Here is a 19,922-nt window from a genome sequence, read left to right as displayed (position 1 = left end):
GCTTTCGCGTCAATGCTTTGCGCAAAAGTCGACCCCCGCCCGATGGCCGGGCGGGGGTCGTGGTGAAGAGTGCGGGCCGTGAAGGGGCGGCGGCTCGCGCTAGCCGGCGAACGCCGGTTGCGGCAGGCCCTTTCCGGCGCCGGGGAGTACCAGCAGCGAACCGGACATCGGGTGCGGGGCGGCCAGGCCCGTACGGGCCGTCGTGATGTACAGGTCGGTCAGGCCGGCGCCGCCGAACGCGCAGGCCGTCGGGCGGCGCACGGGGAGTTCGAGCACGCGGTCCAGCGCGCCGGACGGCGTGTAGCGGCGGACCACGCCGCCGTCCCACAGCGCCACCCACACACAGCCGTCGGCGTCGACGGTGAGGCCGTCCGGGAATCCGGCGCCCTCCTCGACGGTCGCCAGCGTCCGCCGGCCGACCGGGCGCCCGTCCTCGTCCACGTCGAAGACGTCGATCCGACGGGTGGGCGTGTCGTTGAAGTACATCAGCCGTCCGTCGGGGCTCCAGCCGACGCCGTTGCTGATGGTGACGTCGTCCAGCACCGTCCGGGCCGTGCCGTCGGGGGCGAGGCGGGACAGCGTGCCGCCGCCCGGCGCCTCGTCGTAGCGCATCGTCCCCGCCCACAGCGAGCCGTCGGCCGCGACCGCCGCGTCGTTGCCCCGGCGGCCGGGGACGGGCTCGCGGTGCAGCCACCGGAAGTCGCGGCCCCCGGGGCCCTCGGGCCCGTAGAGGCCGACGCCGTCGCGGAGGTTCACCACCAGGCCGCCGCCCGCGCGCGGCTTGGCGGCGCCCACGTGCTGTTCGGTCGCCAGGACCGTACGACGGCCGGAGGCGGGGTCGTAGGTGTGCACCCTGGACCCGAGGATGTCGACCCAGATCAGCCGCTGGGCGGCGGTGTCCCAGGTCGGCCCTTCGCCGAGGGCCGCATGCGCGCGTACCGCGACGTCGAGGCCGGTCACCCCACGCTCCGGTGCCCGAGCCGCTCCGACAGCTCGGCCGCGCCCTTCACGGCGAGCTGCTCCAGCTCCACCCGGCGCTCGTCGCTCCAGCGGATCATCGGGATGGAGATGGACAGCGCGGCGACGACCTGCCCCGCCCGGTCGCGCACGGGCGCGGCGACGCAGCTGACGTCCGGATTGGACTCCCGGTTCTCCACGGCCACGCCCCGGCTGCGGATCTCGGCGAGGGCCTCGCGCAGGACGGCCGGATCCGTGATGCTGTTCGGTGTCATCGCGGCCAGTTCGACGCCGTCCGGGACCCGCGAGGTCAGCTCCGGGTCGGAGAGGGAGGCGAGGAGCATCTTGCCCACGGACGTGCAGTGGGCGGGCAGGCGCCGGCCGGCGGCGGAGACCATGCGCACCGCGTGCGTGGAGTCCACCTTGGCGATGTAGATGACGTCGGTGCCCTCCAGGATCGCCACGTGCACGGTCTCGTCGCAGGTCTCGGCGACGGAGCGGGCGACCTGCTGGCCCTCTGCGGCGAGGTCCAGCTGCTCGGCGTAGCGGCTGCCGAGCTGGTACGGCCGGACGCCGAGGCGGTAGCGTCCCGGCTGCCCCGGCACCTGGACGATGTAGGAGCGGGCGGCGAGCGTGGTGACCAGCTCGTGCACGGTGGTGCGTGGCAGCTGGAGTCTGCGCACGATGTCGGGGGCGGAGAGCGTGCCGTCCCCGTCGAGGAAGAGCTCGAGAATGTCGAGAGCCCGGGTCACGGCAGGTACGAGGCGTCCCACAACCGGCCCCCTCCTTGCGTCTGTGGTGACTGTGTTCGAAATCTCAACAGTCGATCGGCATGACGAACACAGGCTAGTCATAGTGGCTTGGCCGGGCAATGGCCCTGCGGTGCGGACGTTGCGGGAAGTGACGAGGGTGCAGCTCTGCGGCGTGCCTTTGGCTGTCGGCGTGCACCGATACCGCATACCTCTGACGGTCGGCGTGCCCGGGCTGTCGGCGTCCACGGCTACCGGCGGGCCCTGGGGCCGCCGAGTTCGCCGCGCAGCCGCTGTGTCCGCAGCACCAGCTCCAGCTCGAAGCGGCGGTCGGGGTCGTCGATCTCGCCGCCCCACAGTTCGCGGATCTGCCGGAGGCGGTAGCGGACGGTCTGCGGGTGGACGCCCAGGCGGGCCGCGACCTCCGGAGCCCCGCCCCGGGTCTCCAGCCAGGCCAGCAGTGTCTCCGCGAGGCGGCGCTGGTGCGTGGGGCCGCAGTGGGCCAGCGGTGCCAGGCACCGTGACGCCAGGTCGTCGATCAGCTCCTCCGGCTGCAACAGGACGAGCGCCTCCGTGTGCTGCGTGCAGTGCAGCACCTCGCCGCCCGGCAGCAGCCCGCGCTCCATGAGCCGTACCGCCGCCTCCGCCCAGCGCAGCGACTTCGCCGCCTCGGCCAGGGGGACGGGCGGGCCGATCGCGCCCGCCCAGCCGGTCAGGGCGCGGTGCAGCAGCTCCGGACGCCCGGCGGCGTCCGGCTCCGGCACGACCATGTGGGGCTGCTCGTACTCCATGTCGAGCAGTACACCCTGCCCGACCGCGGGGGCGACGGCCTCGCGCGCCGGACGCAGCAGTACGCCCACGGCGACCTTGTCGGGCAGCGGCCAGCCCACCCGGGCGGCCCGCTCGGCGAGCGCGTCGGCCGGGTCGCCGCGGTGGTGCTCGGCGAGCAGCAGCTCCATGAGACGCCGCTGAAGGCGCAGGCGCTCGCCCGCCTGCCGGGCCGCGGCCTCGGCGTAGCCGCGTACGGACTGGTCCACCAGGCCGTCCAGATACTCGTAGCCCGCGTCGACCAGTTCGTACATCGCCGGAGGCGGGATCTCGACCTGCTGGCCGATCTCCGCGAAGCGGCGCCAGGCCAGGCGTACGCCGAGCCGGTAGATCGCCTGGAGGGAGTCGAGGCTGCGGCCGTTCAGTCCCTCGCCGCGGCCGAACTCCTGGAAGACCTCGGGAGGGACGCGGGGGCGGCCCTCGGCGGTCTCCAGGTGCTGGACGAAGACCTCGATGGCGCGGCGGATGCCGACCAGTGCCATGGGCTCGCCGGAGTCGTCGAGAACGACGGGCAGATGCGGGTACTCACGGCGGATCTCGCACAGGATCTCCTCGGCGAGCAAGGGTGCCTCGGCCATCGCGAGCGCCGCGAACTGCCGCACCTGGAGACGCGGCACATCCCGCCAGGCCGAACGGGTCGGCAGGGCCGACGGACGGGCGGTCACGGGGCTGCTCCTGGAGTCGGTTTCTCCCGGCGGGCAGGCACCGTCAGCGCTCCTGGCCGGTGTGCTCGTATGTGATCAGTGGGGTGTTCGGCTGGTCCGGGGTCGCGTCGAGCAGGGCGACGATGCCGAGCGCGGCGCCCACGGCGAGTGCGGTGGCGGCCACGACGGTGAGAGCGGCGGCAAGCAGTCTGGACATCGCAGGGTGAGCCTCTCTGTCGGAGGTCGTCCCCACCCCAGCGCTCCACGGGACCGAAGGCGCACGGCCCCGTGGTCCCTGCCCGGCTTGCCGGTCCCGTCCGGCAAGTCCTCAGTCTCGGCAATGCATTGACACCCCGTCAAGGGTGCGCCTACGGTTCCCGGCCCGTACCGCACGCGCACTTTCCCTCTCGGTGTCGACTCACCCGTGGACATGCATATCCACCCGTACCATCCGCCTCACCTGGTGTGTCGAGCCGTCTCACGCCCCTGGAGTGCCCGGATGCGCCGAACCGCCTCACCCGTCTCCTTGATCCTGCTGGGCCTCGGGACGTTCCTCCTCGTGCTGGCCCCGCTGCTCGCCTGGTACGTGAAACCGCGTGCCGCCGTGAATCCGATCGACATCGACACCACCGCCGTCTACACCGGCACCGGCAGCGTCTTCGACGTCGACAAGGTCGACACCGTGGCCGGCCAGAAGATCACCGTCACCCAGCGCGTGCGCGGGAACGTCGCCGACAGCGAGCGCAGCGGCAAGGCGGTCTGGGACGTGACGACCACCGTCGACACGGACAAGTCGCTGCCGGCCGCCGACCCGCACGACGCGCTGGAGTTCATGCCGGGCCGCTGGGTCACCGACCGGAAGACCAACCGGCCGGCGCACTGCTGCCGGGAGAAGCCCTACTTCGAGGGCGACGCCTATCTGAAGTTCCCCTTCGACGTGCGCAAACACGCCTACCGCTGGTGGGACAACTCCCTCGGCGCGACCGTGACCCTCACCTACTCGGGCGTCAAGAAGATCCAGGGCTACGAGGGTTACCGCTTCACCGGCACCGTGCCCGCGACGCGGACCGGAACCCGCCTGGTGCCGGGCGCCCTGGTGGGCCGCCCGAAGAGCAGCCAGGTACTGGCCGAGGAGTGGTACGCCAATCACGGGATCGAACTGGTCGCCGACCAGCGCACCGGACGGGTGCTCTACGCCCAGGTCGGGCCCCGCAAGACGCTGCGGGCGCCGGGCGCGAAGAAGGACGCGGTCGTCCTCCTCGACAGCCGGAAGATCGCCTTCACCGCGGCCACCCAGAAGGACCAGGTCGAGCAGGCGAAGAAGGAGAGTGGTCAACTGCGCATGGTGGGGCGGACGTTGCCCATCGGTGCCGGTGTGGCGGGATTCGTCCTCGCTGTGGTGGGTGCCGTTTTGGTGGTACGCGGGCGCTCACATCCCGATACGTCCGAGTCCTCCCCGCCTCCGCCCACGATATGACGTGGCGTCAGCTCCACAAACCCCGGAAATTGTCACCTCGGTGAGTAGCCGCGCCGGACCGCTCGGCGAAAACTGTCCCACCCCACCCGAGCACAACCCGGCCACACCCGAGCGACAAGAAGAGCTCAGACCCCCCAGAAGGTCCCCCCGCACGGCCGACCGGCGAGCTGCCCGCCCGCCCTCCCCACGCTGAGTTCCGCACCCCGAGACGAGTTGGAGCACCCATGCCCCAGCACGTGCCGTCCTCACTGCGCGACGCCTTCCCGCCTGCCGCGCAGTACCCTCCGGACCCTCCGGCGCTCCCCCCACAGCCGCGCCGTATCGTCTTCCTCGCCCATCGCGATCTCGGCAATCCCGCGGCGGGCGGCTCCGAACTGCTCGTCGACCGGCTCGCCGACGGACTGACCCGCCTCGGACATCAGGTCACCCTGCTGTGCGGCGGACCGGCCTCCCCGGGGCTCCCGGCTCCTCCCCCGGGCTCTCGGCCTCGCTCGAACGGGGACCCCCATGAGCGGGGAGGTACCCCCCGGCACGACTACCGCGTCGTCTCGGCGGGCGGCGACCTCGGCCATTACCTGCGCGCCCGGTCCGCCTTCCACCGCCGGGTCGGCGCCTGCGACCTGCTCGTCGAGGTGTGCAACGGCATGCCGTACCTGGCTCCGCTGTGGCATCGCGGGCCGACCCTGTGCCTGGTCAACCACGTCCACACGGACCTGTGGCGGATGCGGTTCGGCGGGCCCCTGGCGCCGGCCGCGCGGCTGGGCCGAAGACTCGAACACTGGGCACTGGCCGGTGCGCAGCGCCGGAACCTGCTGGTCGCCGTCTCGCCGTCGACGGCACACGCGTTGCGCGCGATCGGCGTCGAGCGCGAGCGCATCCGGGTCGTGCACAACGGGGTCGAGGAACCGGGGCCGCGCGCGCCGCGTTCGCCCGAGCCGCTGTTCGTGGCGATGGGACGGCTCGTCGAGTACAAGCGGATCGATCTGCTGCTGCGGCTGTGGGAGCGGGTACGGCCGGTCACCGGCGGCCGCCTGGTGATCGTGGGCGACGGACCCGAACGGGCGCGCCTGGAGCAGCTCGCGGGGCCCGGCGTGGAGTTCGCCGGGCATGTCTCCGAGGCCGAGAAGCACCGGCTGCTGTGCGCGGCCTGGCTCCTGCTGCACCCCTCGGCGGTCGAGGGCTGGGGCCTGGTGGTGACCGAGGCCGCCGCCCGTGAGACCCCGGCGATCGCCTTCGACGTACCCGGTCTCAGGGACTCCGTGGCCGACGGCGAGACGGGAGTGCTGGCCCGCGGCGAGTCGTCCTTCGCGGCGGCCTGGTGCGCCCTCGCGCTCTCCTCCCACCGCCGTGAACTGATGGGCAAGGCGGCCCGCGACCGCGCCGCCCAGTACCGCTGGAAGCACACGGTCCGCCAGTTCAGAGCGGTGGCGGCGGAGGCGGTGAGGGGCCGGACCCCATGAAGGATCCCTCGATACGCCGCTCCCTCGCCCTCTTCCGTGCCTTCCGGCACGAGCAGGAGGACCCCGAGGCCTGCTACTCCCTGCTCGCCCGGGACGCCGCCGACCAGGTGGAGGCGTACGGCGGCCCGGTGAAGGCCCGTACCGTCGTCGACGTCGGCGGCGGGGGCGGCTACTTCACCGAGGAGTTCCGGCGGCGCGGGGCCGGCGCCTACCTCTTCGAGCCGGACGTAGGGGAGCTCGGCCCGAAGCCCCCCGCCGGGTCCGTCGTCGCGGACGGATATCTGCTCCCCCTCGCGGACGCGGTCGCCGACGTCTGCTTCTCCTCCAACGTTCTCGAACACGTGGCCGATCCGCAGACCTTCCTCAGCGAGATGGTGCGGGTGACCCGGCCCGGCGGGCTGATCTACGTGTCGTTCACCAACTGGCTGTCCCCGTGGGGCGGTCACGAGTGGGCGCCATGGCACTACCTGGGCGCCGAGCGGGCCCGCGCCCGCTACCGCCGGCGCACCGGACGGCCCGCCAAGCACACCCTCGGCGAGAACCTCTTCGCCGTGCACATCGGACCCACCCTGCGGCAGGTGCGCGCCCGCGACGACGTCACGGTCGTCTCGGCGCGCTCCCGCTACTGGCCGTTCCTCGCGGAAGCCGTCGCGAAGGCGCCGGGGCTGCGCGAGTTCGCCACCTGGAACCTCCTCCTCATCCTCCGGCGGTGTCCACCATGACGAGCACGGTCCAGGCCCCTCCTCCCGCGCCGGTACGACCTGTAGGGACCGCCGAGGGGCCGCCGGAAGGCCCGCGGTCGCGGCGCTGGCTGCTGGGGTTCTGGGCCGTGGTGTTCGTCCTGTTCCTGGCCGTGCACCCCGGGCGGACGACGTTCGACACCAAGCTGGGTGTCGCCCTCGATCCTTGGCAGTTCCTGTCCGACCTGGGGCAGCTGTGGCACGACCGGGGCGGCTTCGGCGGCATCCAGGACCAGTACGTCGGCTACGCCTGGCCGATGCTGCCGTACTACGGGCTGTGCAAGCTGATCCACCTCCCGGTGTGGCTCGCGGAGCGGCTGTGGTTCTCCCTCGTCGTGTCCGTCGCCTTCTGGGGCGCGCTGCGGCTGGCCGAGCGGCTGCGGATCGGCACCGGCCCGGCACGGCTGCTCGCCGCCGTGGCGTACGCGCTGTGGCCGGTGTTCACGGTCGTCGTCGGCTCGACCTCGGCCGCCGCGCTGCCCGGCGCGTTCCTCCCGTGGGTGCTGCTGCCGCTGACGAACGAGCGGCACAGCGCCCGGGTCGCGGCCTTCCGCTCGGCCCTGTTCATCCCGTTCATGGGCGGCGTCAACGCCGCCGCGACCCTCGCCTCGCTCCTGCCCGTCGGCCTCTACCTGCTGTCCCGCCCGCGCGGACCACGCCGGCGCAAGCTGATCGGCTGGTGGGTCCTCGGCGTGCTCCTGGCGACGGCCTGGTGGGTGGTCCCGCTGCTGATGCTCGGCATCTACGGCGAGAACTTCCTTCCCTACGTGGAGACTGCGCGGACCACGACGGACACCATGTCGGCGGTCGAGTCGCTGCGCGGCGCCGGGAACTGGGTGGCGTATCTGCACTTCGGCGAGGCCTGGCTGCCGGCCGGCTGGACCGTCGCGTCCTCCGTCCTCGTGATCGTCTGCTCGGCGCTCGCGGCCGGCCTCGGTCTCGCCGGGCTCGCCAGACGGGATCTGCCCGAGCGTCGCTGGCTGGTGCTGACCGTGCTGGCGGTCGCGCTCATCACCCTGGCCGGGTACGGCGGTTCGTTCGGCGCGCCCTTCCACGGGGTCGTCCAGGACTGGCTGAACGGCTGGCTCGTCCCCTTCCGCAACATCTACAAGTTCCAGACGGGGCTCGCTCTCGCGCTCGTGTTCGGCCTGGCCCATCTGCTGGGGGTCGCCGCGCAGGCCCGCGGGGCGCGTCCCGTGCGCGGCCGCCGGTTCGCTCCGCTGATCGCCGCCGTGCTGATCCTTCCGGGACTCGCCTGGCCCTACCTCAACGGCTCGGTCCTGCAGCCCGGCTCCTTCCAGGAACTCCCCCGGTACTGGCACACGACGGCCGACTGGCTGAAGAAGTACTCGCCCGACTCCCGGGCGCTCGTCGTCCCGGCCACCGCGCACGGCATCTACACCTGGGGCTCCCCCATCGACCAGCCCCTCGACGTGCTCGCCGACTCCCGCTGGGCCCAGCGTGACTACGTGCCCTTCGGCACCCCCGGCAACCGGCGCGCGCTGGACGCGGTCGAGCAGGCCCTGATGACGGGTGGCGAAGTCCCGGGCCTGGCCGACTACTTGAGCCGGGCCGGGCTCTACTACGTCGTCGTACGCAACGACCTGGACCCCGACCAGATCGGCTATGTACCGACCACGACCGTGAAGCGCACGCTGGAGCAGTCCGGCTTCCAGCGTGTCACCGGCTTCGGCCCGGTCATGACCGGGGGACGGATCGCGGACGACACCCCCATGCAGGTCGAGGGCCTGTATCCGCGCCAGCGCGCCGTGGAGATCTACGAGCCGGGCACGGACGTACCCCGGCCCGGGCAGGCCGGGCTCACCCCCGTCGCGGGCACCGCCGTCGTCTCCGGCGGCCCGGAGTCGCTGCTGCCGCTGTCCGCCGACCCCGCGATGCGCGACCGGGCGGCCGTGCTGACCGGCGACAGCCACCCCGGCCTCGGCGCCCCGGAGATGCAGGTGGTGGGCGACGGGCTGCGCAGGGCGGACACCCGCTTCGGGCTGGTCAACTCCAACACCTCGTACACGTATACGCGTGACGAGCGGAACGCGAGCGACAGCGCCCAGGATCCCGGCAGGCCACCGCACCAGATCCTGCCGGCCAAGGGCCTCGACCGTCAGACGGTGGCCGAACTGCGCGGGGCCCGCTCGGTGACGGCGTCCTCCAGCGGCAACTGGCTGTTCCACCTCCCGCAGTACGACCCGGTGAACGCGTTCGACGGCAACCCGGACACGGCGTGGGCGGAGGGCGCGGCGGGCTCGGCCGACGGGCAGTGGCTGCGGATCGCCTTCACCGGGTCCGTGGACCTGCCGTCGTCGTTCAAGGTGACCCCGCTGCCGCAGGGCGGGGTGCGGTCGGCGGCGACGCGGGTGCGCGTGGAGACGGAGAAGGGTTCCGTCACCAGTTATCTCCAGCCCGACGGCATGACCCAGAAGATCAACGTCCGTCCCGGCTCGACGAGTTGGCTGAAGATCACGATCCTCGACTCGGTGGAGCGGCGGACCGGGCTCACCGGAGCGGGCTTCTCGGAGATCCGGATCCCGGGTGTGCAGGTGACCCGGATGCTCCGGCTCCCCACGGACGCCTCCGGGTCCGACGCCGCGGCCGAGATCGTGTCGCTGCACCGCGCCGCCGACCCCACCGGCCTCTCCCCGACGGGCACGGAGGCGGGCCTGCACCGCCGCTTCTCGACGGCGGCGGCGGGGACGTACGAGGTGAAGGCGAGCGCGGTGCCGATCGCGGGCGAGGGGCTGGACCGGCTGCTGTACGAGGTGGCTCCGGACCAGCGGAGCCGGATCACCGCGACGGCCGGCTCGACGGCGAAGCTCGGCGCCGGCCTGTCGGCGCGCAATCTCACCGACGGGGATCTGACCACCGCGTGGATCGCCGGGGACAACCCGACGATCCAGCTGAGCTGGCCGGGCAAGCAAGCGGTCGGCTCCCTCGTCCTCGCCCCGGCGGGCGGGCTCTCGTCCCGTCCGACGAAGGTGTCGATCAGCTCCCCGGACGGGGCGGCGATCGCCGGGGTCGACGAGAACGGCTGGGTCCGCTTCGACCCGATCACCACCGATCGGCTGGACATCACCGTCACGGAGACGGCCCCCGTCACGGTGCACAACCCGGTCGCGGACGACGACCTGCAACTCCCCGTGGGCCTCACGGAGGCGTACATCCCGGCCCTCGACCAGTACCGGACGCCGCAGCCGTCGAGCACCCGGACGTTCTCGCTGCCGTGTGGGAAGGGGCCGGTGCTCGCGATCGACGGCAAGCTGTACGAGACGAGCGCGAGGGGGACCGTACGGGATCTGGTCGAGCGCCGGGGCATCGAGCTGACGCTCTGCCGGAAGGGGCGTGCGAGCGCGGCGGTGGACCTCGGCTCGGGAGCGCACCGGGTCGAGGCCGGGGACGCGGGGCCGCTGGCGGTGACGGACGTGACGCTGACCCGTGGGACGGTCACCGAGGCCGCGGCCGCCGGGCGGGCGCTGCGGATCGCCGACTGGCTGGGCGACCGCCGCGCGGTGACGGTCGAGGGGGGCGCGGCCTCGTACCTGACGACGTACGAGAACTACAACGACGGCTGGGAAGCCACCCTGAACGGCAGGAAACTCACGCCGGTACGGCTCGACGGCTGGCAGCAGGGCTGGCGCGTCCCGGCCGGCGCGGGCGGCACGGTCAAGCTGTCGTACGCGCCCTCGACGACGTACGAGGCCGGGCTGATCGGCGGCGGGGCCGGTGTGGCGGCCCTCGTGGGCCTCGCCCTGTGGCGGCGCCGCGCCCCCAACGCCGACGAGCCGCAGCCGCTGCCGCCGGCGCCCGGCCTCTGGCTCGGCACGGTGGCGCTGACGCTGGTCGGCGTCGTGATCGCCGGGTTCTTCGCCCTGCTGGTGCCGGTGCTGGCGCTGCTGGCGTGGAAACGGCACGCGCTGCTCGTACCGATCGCGTTCCTGGCGCTCGCGGGGGCGGGGATCGCGGCGGCGACGGGGGCCGGGTCGCCGGTGTCGGCGAGCGAGGGCGCGTTCGGTCCGGTGGCTCAACTGCTCGCGCTGATCGGGCTGTTCGCCGGTCTGGTGAGCATCCCGGAGCCGGTTGCCTCCGGCGGTGACGGGACGACGCACCGGGGCGCTGCCTCCGGCGGTGACGGGACGACGCACCGGGGCGGAGTACCGCCCGGGGCGCAGGCCCCGGCGGAGCCGTTGCGGACGGAGCCGTTGCCGCGGCGGCCTCGCGGCGGGAGCCTCCTGGGCAAGAAGCCGGGGGCGAAGCCCAGCGAGGAGAAGCCGGGGGCCACGGGCGCACCGGGCGCCGAGGCCGCAAGCGCACCGGGCGCCGGGCCCGCAAGGACACCGCATGCCGAGCCCGCGGGCTCGCCGCAGGGTGAGCCCGCGGCCGGCCACACCGTCTCCGCGCGCGGTCCCGGCCGCCAGGAGCCCGATCCGCCGACGGCACGTCCGCCGCTGCGCGGGCCGGGGTTCAGGGACGCCGCGCCGGACGACGACACGGGGAAGGGAGATACCCCATGACCGCGGTGGAGCACCCGGCACGCGACGGCACGAACGGCCCCGCGCGGCGGCCGCGGCGCATCCCGTTCCCCGTGGTCGACGAGGTGGCCCGGCACTGTCTCCAGGAGGAGGAGCCGGAGACGGTCCACATCGAGGTGCATCTGCCGGGCCGCCTGGACCCGGCCCGCCTGCGCACGGCGTTCACGCGGGCCCTGCACCGCCACCCCCGCATCCTGATGCGCGAGGCCGAGGGCCCCTGGTACCGCCGTCGCTACGAGTGGGAGCTGACGCCGGACCCGGACGTGGACGTGGTGTCGTTCCCGCCGCCGGACCGGGACGCCCTCAAACACGCCCGGGACCGCGCCCTGGGCGCCGCCCCGCCGCTCACCGCCTCGCCGCCGATCCGCCTCGAAGTGGTCGACGAGGACGACCCGTCGCACGGCACCGTCCTCTTCCTCACCATCAACCACACCGCCCTGGACGGCCCCGCGTGCCTGCGCGTCCTGGCCACCGCGGCGGAGCTGTACGGCGGCCGCGACAACTCCCCGTCGGCGCCTCCCGTACGGACGCCGGACGCTCCCCTGGAGCAGGTGGACACCCCGTCGACCTGGACCCCGCCCGCCCGCGTGGCCCACGGCGCTCCCGAGCCCTCCCCCGGCAACGGCGTACTCGTCACCGAACTGTCCGTCCCGCACCGCCCCAAGGGCGCCCCCTACACCGTGAACGACCAGCTCATGGTCGCCACGGCCCTGATGATCGCCCACTGGAACCGGGAACACGGCGCCCGCCCCCGCCCCCTGCGCATCACCATGCCCGTCGACGACCGCCCGCGCGGCACGGACATGCCCATCGGCAACGGCACCCGCCTGGTCGAAGTCCCCTTCGCTCCCGCGGAGTTGACCTCCGTCGACCGCGGTTCCATGCCCGACCTGCTCCGCCGCACCGCCGACCGCACCCGCGCCCTCAAATCCCTTCCGCGCCCCCAACTGGGGCACGGTGCTGCTCTGTTGACCGCGCCCGTGGTCCCCGTCCCCTGGCGCGCGGCCCTGACCCGCGGTCTGCGCAGGGCCGCCGCACCCTGGACGTCGACCACCCTGCTGAGCAACATCGGCCGCATCCCGTACGCCCTGGACTTCGGCGACACGGCGGGCCGGGCCCGCGCGGTGTGGTTCTCGGCGCCCGCGCGGATGCCCCGGGGCCTGACGGTCACCACCGCCTCCACCGCCGGCCGCCTCCATCTGGCCCTGCGCTGGTCGCGCACCCTGCTCAGCCACGGCGACGGCGCCCACCTCCGCGATCTGTTCGAGCAGAGTCTGCACGCCACGCAGGAGCGCCACCCATGACGACAACCACCCCCGTACGCAATGGACTTCGGGACTTCTATGAGGATCCCGCCGTCCCCGTCGCCTCCGGCACCCCGCGCAGCCTGCGGCAGGCCCGCATGCTGGCCGCCGCCCTCGGCCCGGCCACCGCGGGCGCGAAGACCGTTCTCGACATCGGCTGCGGCGACGGCACCGCGGCCGCCACCGCGGCCCCGTTCCTCGCCGGGCACCGGCTCGTCGGTGTCGACTGGTCCCAGGACGCCCTCAGGCGCGCGCACACCCGGCTGCCGTACGCCGTGCGCGGTGAACTCACCGACGGGGGGCTGCCGTTCGCGTCCGCCACCGCCGACGCCGTCCTGTTCAGCGAGGTGATCGAGCATCTCGTGGACCCGGACGGCGCCCTCGACGAGATCCGCCGCGTGCTGCGCCCCGGAGGTCATCTCATGCTCTCCACCCCGAACCTGGCCGCCTGGTACAACCGGGCGCTGCTGCTCGCCGGCGTACAGCCCGTCTTCTCGGAGGTCAGCCTGCGCGCGATCCACGGCCGCCCGGGCACCGAGGTGGTGGGCCATCTGCGGCTGTGCACCGCCCGTGCGCTGCGGGAGCTGATGACGGCATCGGGCTTCGAGGTCGTACGGCTGCGGGGTGCGCCCTTCCACGGCGTACCGCGCCCCCTGCGCCCGCTGGACCGCCTCGCCTGCGCGGTCCCGTCGGCGGCCTCGCTGCTGCTTCTGCACGCCCGAAGGACGTAGGCCGTGTGGTGGGGAGTGGCCGCGGCCCTGCTGGCGAACGTCCTCTACAGCACCGGGTTCGTCCTGGAGAAGCGGGCGCTCGCGAGCCTGCCTGAGGTGGACATCCGCCGCCCCGCCCGACTGCTGCGCCTGGTCCTGGGCAGCCCGCTGTGGATCGGCGGCTCGCTGTCCCTGGCCGCCGGATTCGGGGCCCAGCTCGCGGTCTACCGCACCCTGCCGATCGCCGCCGCCCAGGGCATCTTCGTCTCCGGCCTGGTCCTCCTGGTCCTGCTCTCCGCGCGCCTGCTCGGCGAGGAGACGACAGGCCGCGAGCGGTACGCGCTCGGCGCCATCCTCGCCGCGTTGCTGATGGTGGTGCTGTCGCTGCGCGAGGGCTCGGACAAGGTCAGCCGAAGCGCCCCCGTTCCGCTGATCCTCCTCGTCTGCGTGCCGTCGCTGGCGATGGGCGTCTGGCTGTACGGGTCCGCCGAGCGCCGCGCCCGCCATCGGCACCGGATGCCCACGACCGGGGTCGAATACGGCGTGGCGGTGGGCCTGTTGTACGGGGTCAGCTCGCTGGCGATCAAGGGGGTGTCGAGCTATCTGACGCCGGCCGACGGGCTGGGCGGGGCGGTGGTCGGCCTGCTGCGCTCCCCCTACCCGTACCTCCTGCTCTTCACCGGCGTGTTCGGCCTGGTCATGTCGCAGGCGGCGCTCCAGCGCTGCCGGGCCTCGCTGATCGTGCCCGTGTGCACCACGGTGACGTGTCTGTTCACGGCGGTGCTCGGCACGCTCGCGTTCGGCGAGGCGCTGCCGCACGAACCGCTGCGGCTGGCTCTGCGCCTGGCGGGCACGGCGCTCGCGGTCTCCGTCCTGCTGGCCATGCCGAAGCACGACACCGCACCCCAACCCTCCGCCGCGCCAAAGGAGTTGACGCCACCGTGAACCCCGACGACCCGCTGCTGAAGATACTGGCCTGCCCGCTGGACAAGGGTCCGCTGCACCTGCTCGTACCGGACTCCGAGAAGGACGGGGTGCTCTACAACCCGCGCCTGCACCGCCGTTACCCCATCGTCGACGGCATCCCGCAGCTGCTGCCGTCCTCGGGCGAACAGGTCACCGAGGACGAGCACGAGGAGCTGCTGAGGCGGATGACCCCATGACCCTCACACTGGCCGCCCGGCTCGCCCCGTTCCTGCCCACCCGCCTGGTCGCGGCGGCCGCCCGGCTCCTCTACCCTCGCTTCGAACCGGAACTCGCCCGCCTCGGCGACCTCTGCCCGCCGGACTGCCGCACGGCGGTGGACGTCGGCGGCTGGTACGGCCCCTGGACGCGCCTCATGTCGAGACGGGCCGACCGGGTCGTCACCATCGAACCGGTCCCCCACCTGGCGCGGCTGCTGGCCGCCGTCGCCCCGCCCAACGTCCGCGTGGTCCGGGCCGCCGCGTCCGACCGTCCGGGCACGGCCCCTCTCTGGCTGCCGCCGGACGACGCGGGCGACCGGGGCGTCTCCTCCCTGGTCCGCCGGGACATCCACGCCCGCGCGCTGGAGGTCCCGTGCGTCACCCTCGACGGCCTGGGCCTGCGCGACGTCGGCTTCGTCAAGATCGACGTGGACGGCAACGAGCTGGCGGTCCTGCGGGGCGCGACCACCCTACTCACCCGCGACCGGCCGGCCCTGTTCATCGAACTGGAGACCAGGATCCAGCCGATCGGCCCGGTCGTCGACTTCCTCGCCGGCCTCGGCTACGCGGGCTGGGTCCTCCCCGGCCGGACCTGGCTGCCGCTGGACCGGGCGATCCTGGAGGCGCACCAGGCCCGGACGTCGTACGTGGTCTCGCACGGCCTGCTGCGCCGGGCCCTCCCCTTCCGCGGCCCGCGCTATGTGAACTCGGCGCTCTTCCTCCCGGACGGCCGCCGCCCGGGCGCCCGGCGGGTGCGCGACGATGGACCGCATGCCCTCCGCAAAGCGACCCGACCGATCCGGTCCTCCCCCTAGGCCCGCTCGGTCCACCGGAGCCGCCGGATCCGCCGGCCCGTTCACGTCTCTCGACTTCCAGCTGGTCCTGCTGCGCCGCATGGCCGACCACAACCCGGACCTCGTCGACGACGCCCGCCGGAAACTGGGCGTCTCGGCCGCCGACATGCGCGAGGCGAACCGCCGCTGGCAGGCGATGCTGCACGCGCCGCGCGGGCGGGCCGCCGCCTCGCGCTACCGCTCGGTCCTCGGCACCCCCGAATCCGTGACCGAGCGCCGGATCGGCGACCTGACCTGCGAGGCCTGGCAGTGGCCGCTCCCCCTCTGGCCCGACCTGCGCTTCGAGGTCCTGGTGGCCCAGAAGGGCGCGGTCTGGAACGAGTGGCTGGTACGGGCACCGGGCGCGCCGGCCCCTGAGCTGCGCACGTCGGCGGACCTGCGCCCCTGGTGCTGCACGGTCGACGAGGTGGCCCGCGCCTTCGCCCCCGCCCGCCCGCTGGAGGGCACGGCCCCCACCCGCTGGGGCCTGTCGTTCACGGCCGCGGACGCGGAGGGCGTCCGACGGGAGTGCGCGGCGGAGTTCACCTGGGGGCTGCTTCAGCGGGTGTCGGTCACCGGGCAGCCGCGATGACCGCGTCCACGACCACGGGCAGCGAGTTTGGGTGCAGCCACAGGAAGAGGTTCGGTTCGACGAGTTCCAGCTCCATGACGACCGGACGGCCCTTTTCGTCGTCGACGAGGTCCACGCGCGCGTAGAGCAGTTCGGGGGCGTCCGGTACGGCGGCCAACGCGCTTTCGGCGACGGCGAGTTCGTCCGGGGTCGGCTGCCAGGGCCGCAGCCGGGGGTGGGGGATCTTGTCGGCGTCGTAGGGCGTGCCGGGGGCGAGTACGGCCCCCTTTCGGCTGGCGTGCAGAAAGCGACCGCCGAAGAACTGGAGCGCCCGCTCGCCGGTGGTGTCGATGTGGGTGAGGTACGGCTGCACCATCGCGGTGAGCCCCTGCTCGTGCATCCGCGCGAGCTGTCGTACGGCCGTCTCCCGCTCGCCCGGGGTGTAGCGGGCGGCGAGCCGGGCGCCCGCGCCTGAGGTGGGCTTCACGACGTACTCGTGGTCGTCGGGCAGGCCGAGGGGGTCACCCGGCGCGAGATACCGGGTCGGGACGACGGGAACCCCTGCCCCCGCCAGCTCCCCGAGGTACCGCTTGTCGGTGTTCCAGCGCACGACCGCCGCCGGATTGGCGAGGCGGGTGAGCTGTCCGCACCGCTCGGCCCAGGCCACGAACTCCGCCGCCCGCCAGCTGTAGTCCCACGTGGAGCGGATCACCACGAGGTCGTACGAGCCCCAGTCGGCGTCCGGATCGTCCCAGTACCGGGACGCCGCGTCGGCCCCGGCCGCCCGCAAGGCCTCGACCAGCACCGGGAGGTCGCGGTCCGCGCTGGTCTCGCCCTCGTCGGGCCGGTAGGTGACGAGCGCGATACGGGCCACGTCGGACTCTCCTCTTCGTACGTCGGATGCCGCCGCAGGCTAACAAGCGGCCGCGCAACCGGCGCAACCCATTTGACCTTCCCCTTCGGTGAAGCCCCAGCATCGGTGGCGGAACGAGGACCGAGGAACGAGACCACGGGGGAAGCGGGAATGCTCACGATCGGAGCCTTCGCGAAGGCGTGCCGGCTCTCGCCGAAGGCGCTGCGGCTGTACGACGAACTGGACCTGCTGCGCCCCGCCCGGGTCGACCCGGACACCGGCTACCGCTACTACGCGCCCGAGCAGCTGGAGCGGGCACGTCTGGTGGCGTGGCTGCGGCGGCTCGGCATGCCGCTGGCCCGCATCCGGCAGGTGTGCGCGCTGGACCCGGGCGGGGCGGCGCGGGAGATCCGGGCGTACTGGGCCCGGGTCGAGGCCGAGACGACCGCGCGCCGGGACCTGGCCCTGTTTCTCGTGGACCACCTCACCCAGTCGTCGCAGGCGCCCCAGGCGTCGCAGTCGTCCGCGTCATCCCCGTCGCCTCAGTCATCTCAGTCATCTCCGTCATCGAGGAAGGACACCATCATGCTGGAGCTGCGTTACTCAGCCCTTTCCGACATCGGCCTGGTCCGCGACGCGAACCAGGACACCGCCTACGCGGGCGCCCGCGTCCTCGCCGTGGCCGACGGCTGCGGCGCGGGCGGCGCGTCGGCCAGTACGGCGGCGGTGGAGGCCCTGAAGTTCCTGGACGAGGAGCCGCTCCCCGCCGGGGGCGTCCTCAACATCCTGGAGGACGCGGTCCAGGGCGCGGGCCGGGCGGTCCAGGACGTGGCCGCCGCCGTGGGCGGCTCCGCCCGGGACGAGATCGGCACCACCCTCACCGCGGCCGTGTGGACCGGCTCCCAGCTCGCCCTCGTCCACATCGGCGACTCCCGCGCGTATCTGCTCCGCGACGGCGAGCTGTTCCTGATCACCCACGATCACACGGTCGTGCAGTCGCTGGTCGACGAGGGCCGGCTGACGCCCGAGGAGGCCACCGTCCACCCCCAACGCGCTTTGCTTCTGAAGGCGTTGGGTGGCGGCCCGGTGCCGGACCCCGACCTGAAGCTGCACGACGCCCGCCCGGGCGACCGTTATCTGCTCTGCTCGGACGGCCTGTCCACCGTCGTACCGACCGAGGAGATCCGGCGGCTCCTGGCCGCCGCTCCCGTTCCCCAGGCGGCGGCTCGGGCCCTGGTCGACGCGGCGAACGCCGCCGGCGGTCCGGACAACGTCAGTTGTGTGGTGGCGGACGTGGTGGAGGCCGGGCGGCAGTAGGAACGCCGCCCGGCCCGCCGGGCCAGGGGGACCGTCAGCGTCGCTCGTCCCAGGCCGGGCTCTTCAGGAAGTGGGTGTCGTACAGCTCCTGGACCTCCAGCAGGCTCTCCGGCGGCACCTTGCCGTAGGCGATGCGCTCCAAATGGCGGAAGTACTCGAACCGTTCGACGCCGGGCGTGATGACGATGAGGATGTCGGCGTCGCAGCCGGGCGCGGCGGCGAAGGCGTGCGGCAGGCCGGGCGGTACGACGGCCAGGTCGCCGCGCTCCAGGGTGACGACCTGCTCGCCGGACAGGATCTGGGCGGTGCCGTCGAGCAGATAGAACAGCTCGGCGGAGCCCGCGTGGTGATGCGGCCTGGCGCCGTCGGCGCCGTTGGTGAGCGTGACCCGCTGCATGGACAGCGCGCCGCCGGTCGAGCTGCTGTCGGCCAGCAGCCGGACGGTGGTGGGGGCCCGGCCCACGACCTCGGCGTCCACGGAACGGACGATCACGGACTCGTCGAAGTCCGGCACGATGAGCGTCATCTCATGACTCCTGGGTGTGAAGGGGTGACCGGGCTCAGACGGCGAACAGCAGGGCCGCACTGGCGAGGACGACGACGGCGGTGGCGAAGTGGATGCCGAACGCGACCGCCCTGGTGCCGCCGTGGCGCAGCACGATCAGTGTGTCGCCGAGCGGCGCCAGCGCGACGACGAGCATGAACCACGCCTCGGGGCGGGCACCGGCGAAAACCAGCAGGACCAGGCCCAGGATGCCGAAGGTGGCGTCGCGCAGGCCCTTGATCTCGAGGTAGGCGGCGTCCCCGTCCGGCTTGGCGGGGACGCCGTAGCCGGCCGCCGCGGGCCGGGGCCGCAACAGGAAACGGGCGCCGATGAACAGAACGAACAGGTCGAGGACGGCGGCGAGGCCGTAGGCGGTGGCGGTGAGCATGTCCGGATCCCCCTTGCTCGGTGCTTCTGCGGTTGTTGGTGCCGGGCGCTTCCGCGGCCTTCTCGCTCGTCGCTTCGGCGCGGCGCCGCCTGCCTTCCAGACTGTTTTCTAGCGGCGCTAGCAATGAAATCGACGCTAGCATAGCGTCGACATGTTCGCTAGCGCTGCTAGAATTCCAAGCATGTCCATCCAGACGCGTCGGGAACGCGAACGAGCGGAGCGCGAGCGGCTGATCATCACCGCCGCGCGGGAGCTGGCCGAGACCGAGGGCTGGGACGCGGTGACCACGCGTCGCCTCGCCGCCGAGATCGAGTACAGCCAGCCCGTCCTCTACAGCCACTTCAAGGGCAAGGACGCCATCATGGCCGCCGTCGCCGTGCAGGGCTTCGCCGAGCTGGCGGTCGAACTGAGCGCGGCCCGCGCCGCGGCGGACGGCACGCACGGGACCCTCGCCGCCGTCGCCACGGCCTACGCCGCGTTCGCCGAGCGCCGCCCGGCCCTGTACGACGCGATGTTCACCCACGCCGTCGACCTGCCGTTCGCGACACCCGAGGCGCCCGCCGCCCTCCAGGGCGCGTTCGCCGGGCTGCTGCACGCCGTCGAACCGCTCGCCGGCGACGACGACCCGGGCCTGCTCACCGAGACCTTCTGGAGCGGTCTGCACGGCCTGGTCACGCTCATGCGCAGCGGCCGCCTGCCCCGCGAGGCCCATGCCCGCCGCCTCACCCTCCTGATCGACCGCTTCACACCGCCCCGGTGAACGGCGGCCGGGGTCGCCCACATCACTTACGAGGGACGGTTGCGCCGGCCCTGGTGTAGGAA

19 protein-coding genes are annotated in these 19,922 nt (G+C 73.2%); 12 read left to right on the top strand and 7 right to left on the bottom strand.

Annotation, left to right across the window (positions count from 1 at the left end):
* Nucleotides 1-99: 99 nt before the first annotated feature.
* The 4 genes from GTY58_RS29955 to GTY58_RS39850 form a co-directional block, all read right to left on the bottom strand.
* Nucleotides 100-960: an SMP-30/gluconolactonase/LRE family protein gene (locus GTY58_RS29955; protein ID WP_010987144.1), complete on the bottom strand. Its 861-nt coding sequence runs from the start codon at nt 958-960 to the stop codon at nt 100-102.
* Nucleotides 957-1,730 (bottom strand): IclR family transcriptional regulator, encoded by a 774-nt coding sequence (locus GTY58_RS29950; RefSeq protein WP_010987143.1) that lies wholly within the window; start codon nt 1,728-1,730, stop codon nt 957-959. The genes GTY58_RS29955 and GTY58_RS29950 overlap by 4 nt, the downstream gene beginning before the upstream one ends.
* Nucleotides 1,731-1,957: 227 nt before the next feature.
* A complete protein-coding gene (locus tag GTY58_RS29945; protein ID WP_010987142.1) occupies nt 1,958-3,199 on the bottom strand; it encodes a helix-turn-helix domain-containing protein in 1,242 nt (413 codons plus the stop codon).
* A gap of 43 nt (nt 3,200-3,242) precedes the next feature.
* Complete coding sequence (locus GTY58_RS39850) at nt 3,243-3,395, bottom strand: hypothetical protein (RefSeq protein ID WP_167544203.1); 153 nt, start codon at nt 3,393-3,395, stop codon at nt 3,243-3,245.
* A gap of 282 nt (nt 3,396-3,677) precedes the next feature.
* Between GTY58_RS39850 and GTY58_RS29940 the strand changes: the two genes are divergently transcribed.
* The 10 genes from GTY58_RS29940 (at nt 3,678) to GTY58_RS29895 (ending at nt 16,019) form a co-directional block, all read left to right on the top strand.
* Nucleotides 3,678-4,655 (top strand): DUF3068 domain-containing protein, encoded by a 978-nt coding sequence (locus tag GTY58_RS29940; RefSeq protein WP_010987140.1) that lies wholly within the window; start codon nt 3,678-3,680, stop codon nt 4,653-4,655.
* Nucleotides 4,656-4,879: 224 nt separating this feature from the next.
* Nucleotides 4,880-6,115, top strand: a complete 1,236-nt coding sequence (locus tag GTY58_RS29935; protein ID WP_010987139.1) for a glycosyltransferase family 4 protein — start codon at nt 4,880-4,882, stop codon at nt 6,113-6,115.
* Nucleotides 6,112-6,837 (top strand): class I SAM-dependent methyltransferase, encoded by a 726-nt coding sequence (locus tag GTY58_RS29930; RefSeq protein WP_010987138.1) that lies wholly within the window; start codon nt 6,112-6,114, stop codon nt 6,835-6,837. Before GTY58_RS29935 ends, GTY58_RS29930 begins: the two co-directional genes overlap by 4 nt.
* Nucleotides 6,834-11,378 carry an alpha-(1->3)-arabinofuranosyltransferase gene (locus GTY58_RS29925; RefSeq protein ID WP_010987137.1) on the top strand — a complete coding sequence of 1,515 codons (4,545 nt, stop codon included), beginning with the start codon at nt 6,834-6,836 and terminating at the stop codon, nt 11,376-11,378. Before GTY58_RS29930 ends, GTY58_RS29925 begins: the two co-directional genes overlap by 4 nt.
* Entirely contained in the window at nt 11,375-12,700 is a 1,326-nt protein-coding gene (locus tag GTY58_RS29920) for a condensation protein (protein WP_010987136.1), read from the top strand. Before GTY58_RS29925 ends, GTY58_RS29920 begins: the two co-directional genes overlap by 4 nt.
* Nucleotides 12,697-13,431, top strand: coding sequence for a class I SAM-dependent methyltransferase (locus tag GTY58_RS29915; RefSeq protein ID WP_010987135.1), 735 nt, complete (start codon nt 12,697-12,699; stop codon nt 13,429-13,431). Before GTY58_RS29920 ends, GTY58_RS29915 begins: the two co-directional genes overlap by 4 nt.
* 15 nt (nt 13,432-13,446) lie before the next feature.
* A complete protein-coding gene (locus tag GTY58_RS29910) occupies nt 13,447-14,355 on the top strand; it encodes a hypothetical protein (RefSeq protein ID WP_037645510.1) in 909 nt (302 codons plus the stop codon).
* Nucleotides 14,352-14,573: a Trm112 family protein gene (locus GTY58_RS29905; protein ID WP_010987133.1), complete on the top strand. Its 222-nt coding sequence runs from the start codon at nt 14,352-14,354 to the stop codon at nt 14,571-14,573. Before GTY58_RS29910 ends, GTY58_RS29905 begins: the two co-directional genes overlap by 4 nt.
* Nucleotides 14,570-15,409 (top strand): FkbM family methyltransferase, encoded by an 840-nt coding sequence (locus GTY58_RS29900; RefSeq protein WP_010987132.1) that lies wholly within the window; start codon nt 14,570-14,572, stop codon nt 15,407-15,409. The genes GTY58_RS29905 and GTY58_RS29900 overlap by 4 nt, the downstream gene beginning before the upstream one ends.
* Complete coding sequence (locus GTY58_RS29895; protein WP_237528910.1) at nt 15,366-16,019, top strand: hypothetical protein; 654 nt, start codon at nt 15,366-15,368, stop codon at nt 16,017-16,019. The genes GTY58_RS29900 and GTY58_RS29895 overlap by 44 nt, the downstream gene beginning before the upstream one ends.
* Here the strand turns inward: GTY58_RS29895 and GTY58_RS29890 are convergent.
* Nucleotides 16,000-16,872: a hypothetical protein gene (locus GTY58_RS29890; RefSeq protein WP_010987130.1), complete on the bottom strand. Its 873-nt coding sequence runs from the start codon at nt 16,870-16,872 to the stop codon at nt 16,000-16,002. The two genes, GTY58_RS29895 and GTY58_RS29890, sit on opposite strands and share 20 nt — an antisense overlap.
* A gap of 150 nt (nt 16,873-17,022) precedes the next feature.
* Here GTY58_RS29890 and GTY58_RS29885 point away from each other — a divergent pair, with 150 nt between their 5' ends.
* On the top strand, nt 17,023-18,168 hold the full coding sequence (locus tag GTY58_RS29885) for a MerR family transcriptional regulator (RefSeq protein ID WP_010987129.1): 1,146 nt from the start codon (nt 17,023-17,025) through the stop codon (nt 18,166-18,168).
* 34 nt (nt 18,169-18,202) lie between these two features.
* Here GTY58_RS29885 and GTY58_RS29880 read toward each other — a convergent pair whose 3' ends face one another.
* Both GTY58_RS29880 and GTY58_RS29875 read right to left on the bottom strand, forming a co-directional pair.
* Nucleotides 18,203-18,694, bottom strand: coding sequence for a cupin domain-containing protein (locus GTY58_RS29880; protein WP_010987128.1), 492 nt, complete (start codon nt 18,692-18,694; stop codon nt 18,203-18,205).
* Nucleotides 18,695-18,728: 34 nt separating this feature from the next.
* The gene (locus tag GTY58_RS29875) at nt 18,729-19,100 is read right to left on the bottom strand and encodes a DUF4267 domain-containing protein (RefSeq protein WP_010987127.1); all 372 of its coding nucleotides are present in this window, start codon (nt 19,098-19,100) and stop codon (nt 18,729-18,731) included.
* 181 nt (nt 19,101-19,281) lie between these two features.
* On the opposite strand from GTY58_RS29875, the gene GTY58_RS29870 reads away from it, so the two are divergent.
* The gene (locus tag GTY58_RS29870; protein ID WP_010987126.1) at nt 19,282-19,860 is read left to right on the top strand and encodes a TetR/AcrR family transcriptional regulator; all 579 of its coding nucleotides are present in this window, start codon (nt 19,282-19,284) and stop codon (nt 19,858-19,860) included.
* Nucleotides 19,861-19,922 lie beyond the last annotated feature (62 nt).

Origin of the sequence: Streptomyces sp. SID5469, assembly GCF_009862865.1 — a bacterium.
Lineage (GTDB): Bacteria > Actinomycetota > Actinomycetes > Streptomycetales > Streptomycetaceae > Streptomyces > Streptomyces avermitilis.
The sequence above is the reverse complement of the archived record's forward strand: the minus strand, read 5'-3'. Positions and strand labels throughout refer to the sequence as shown.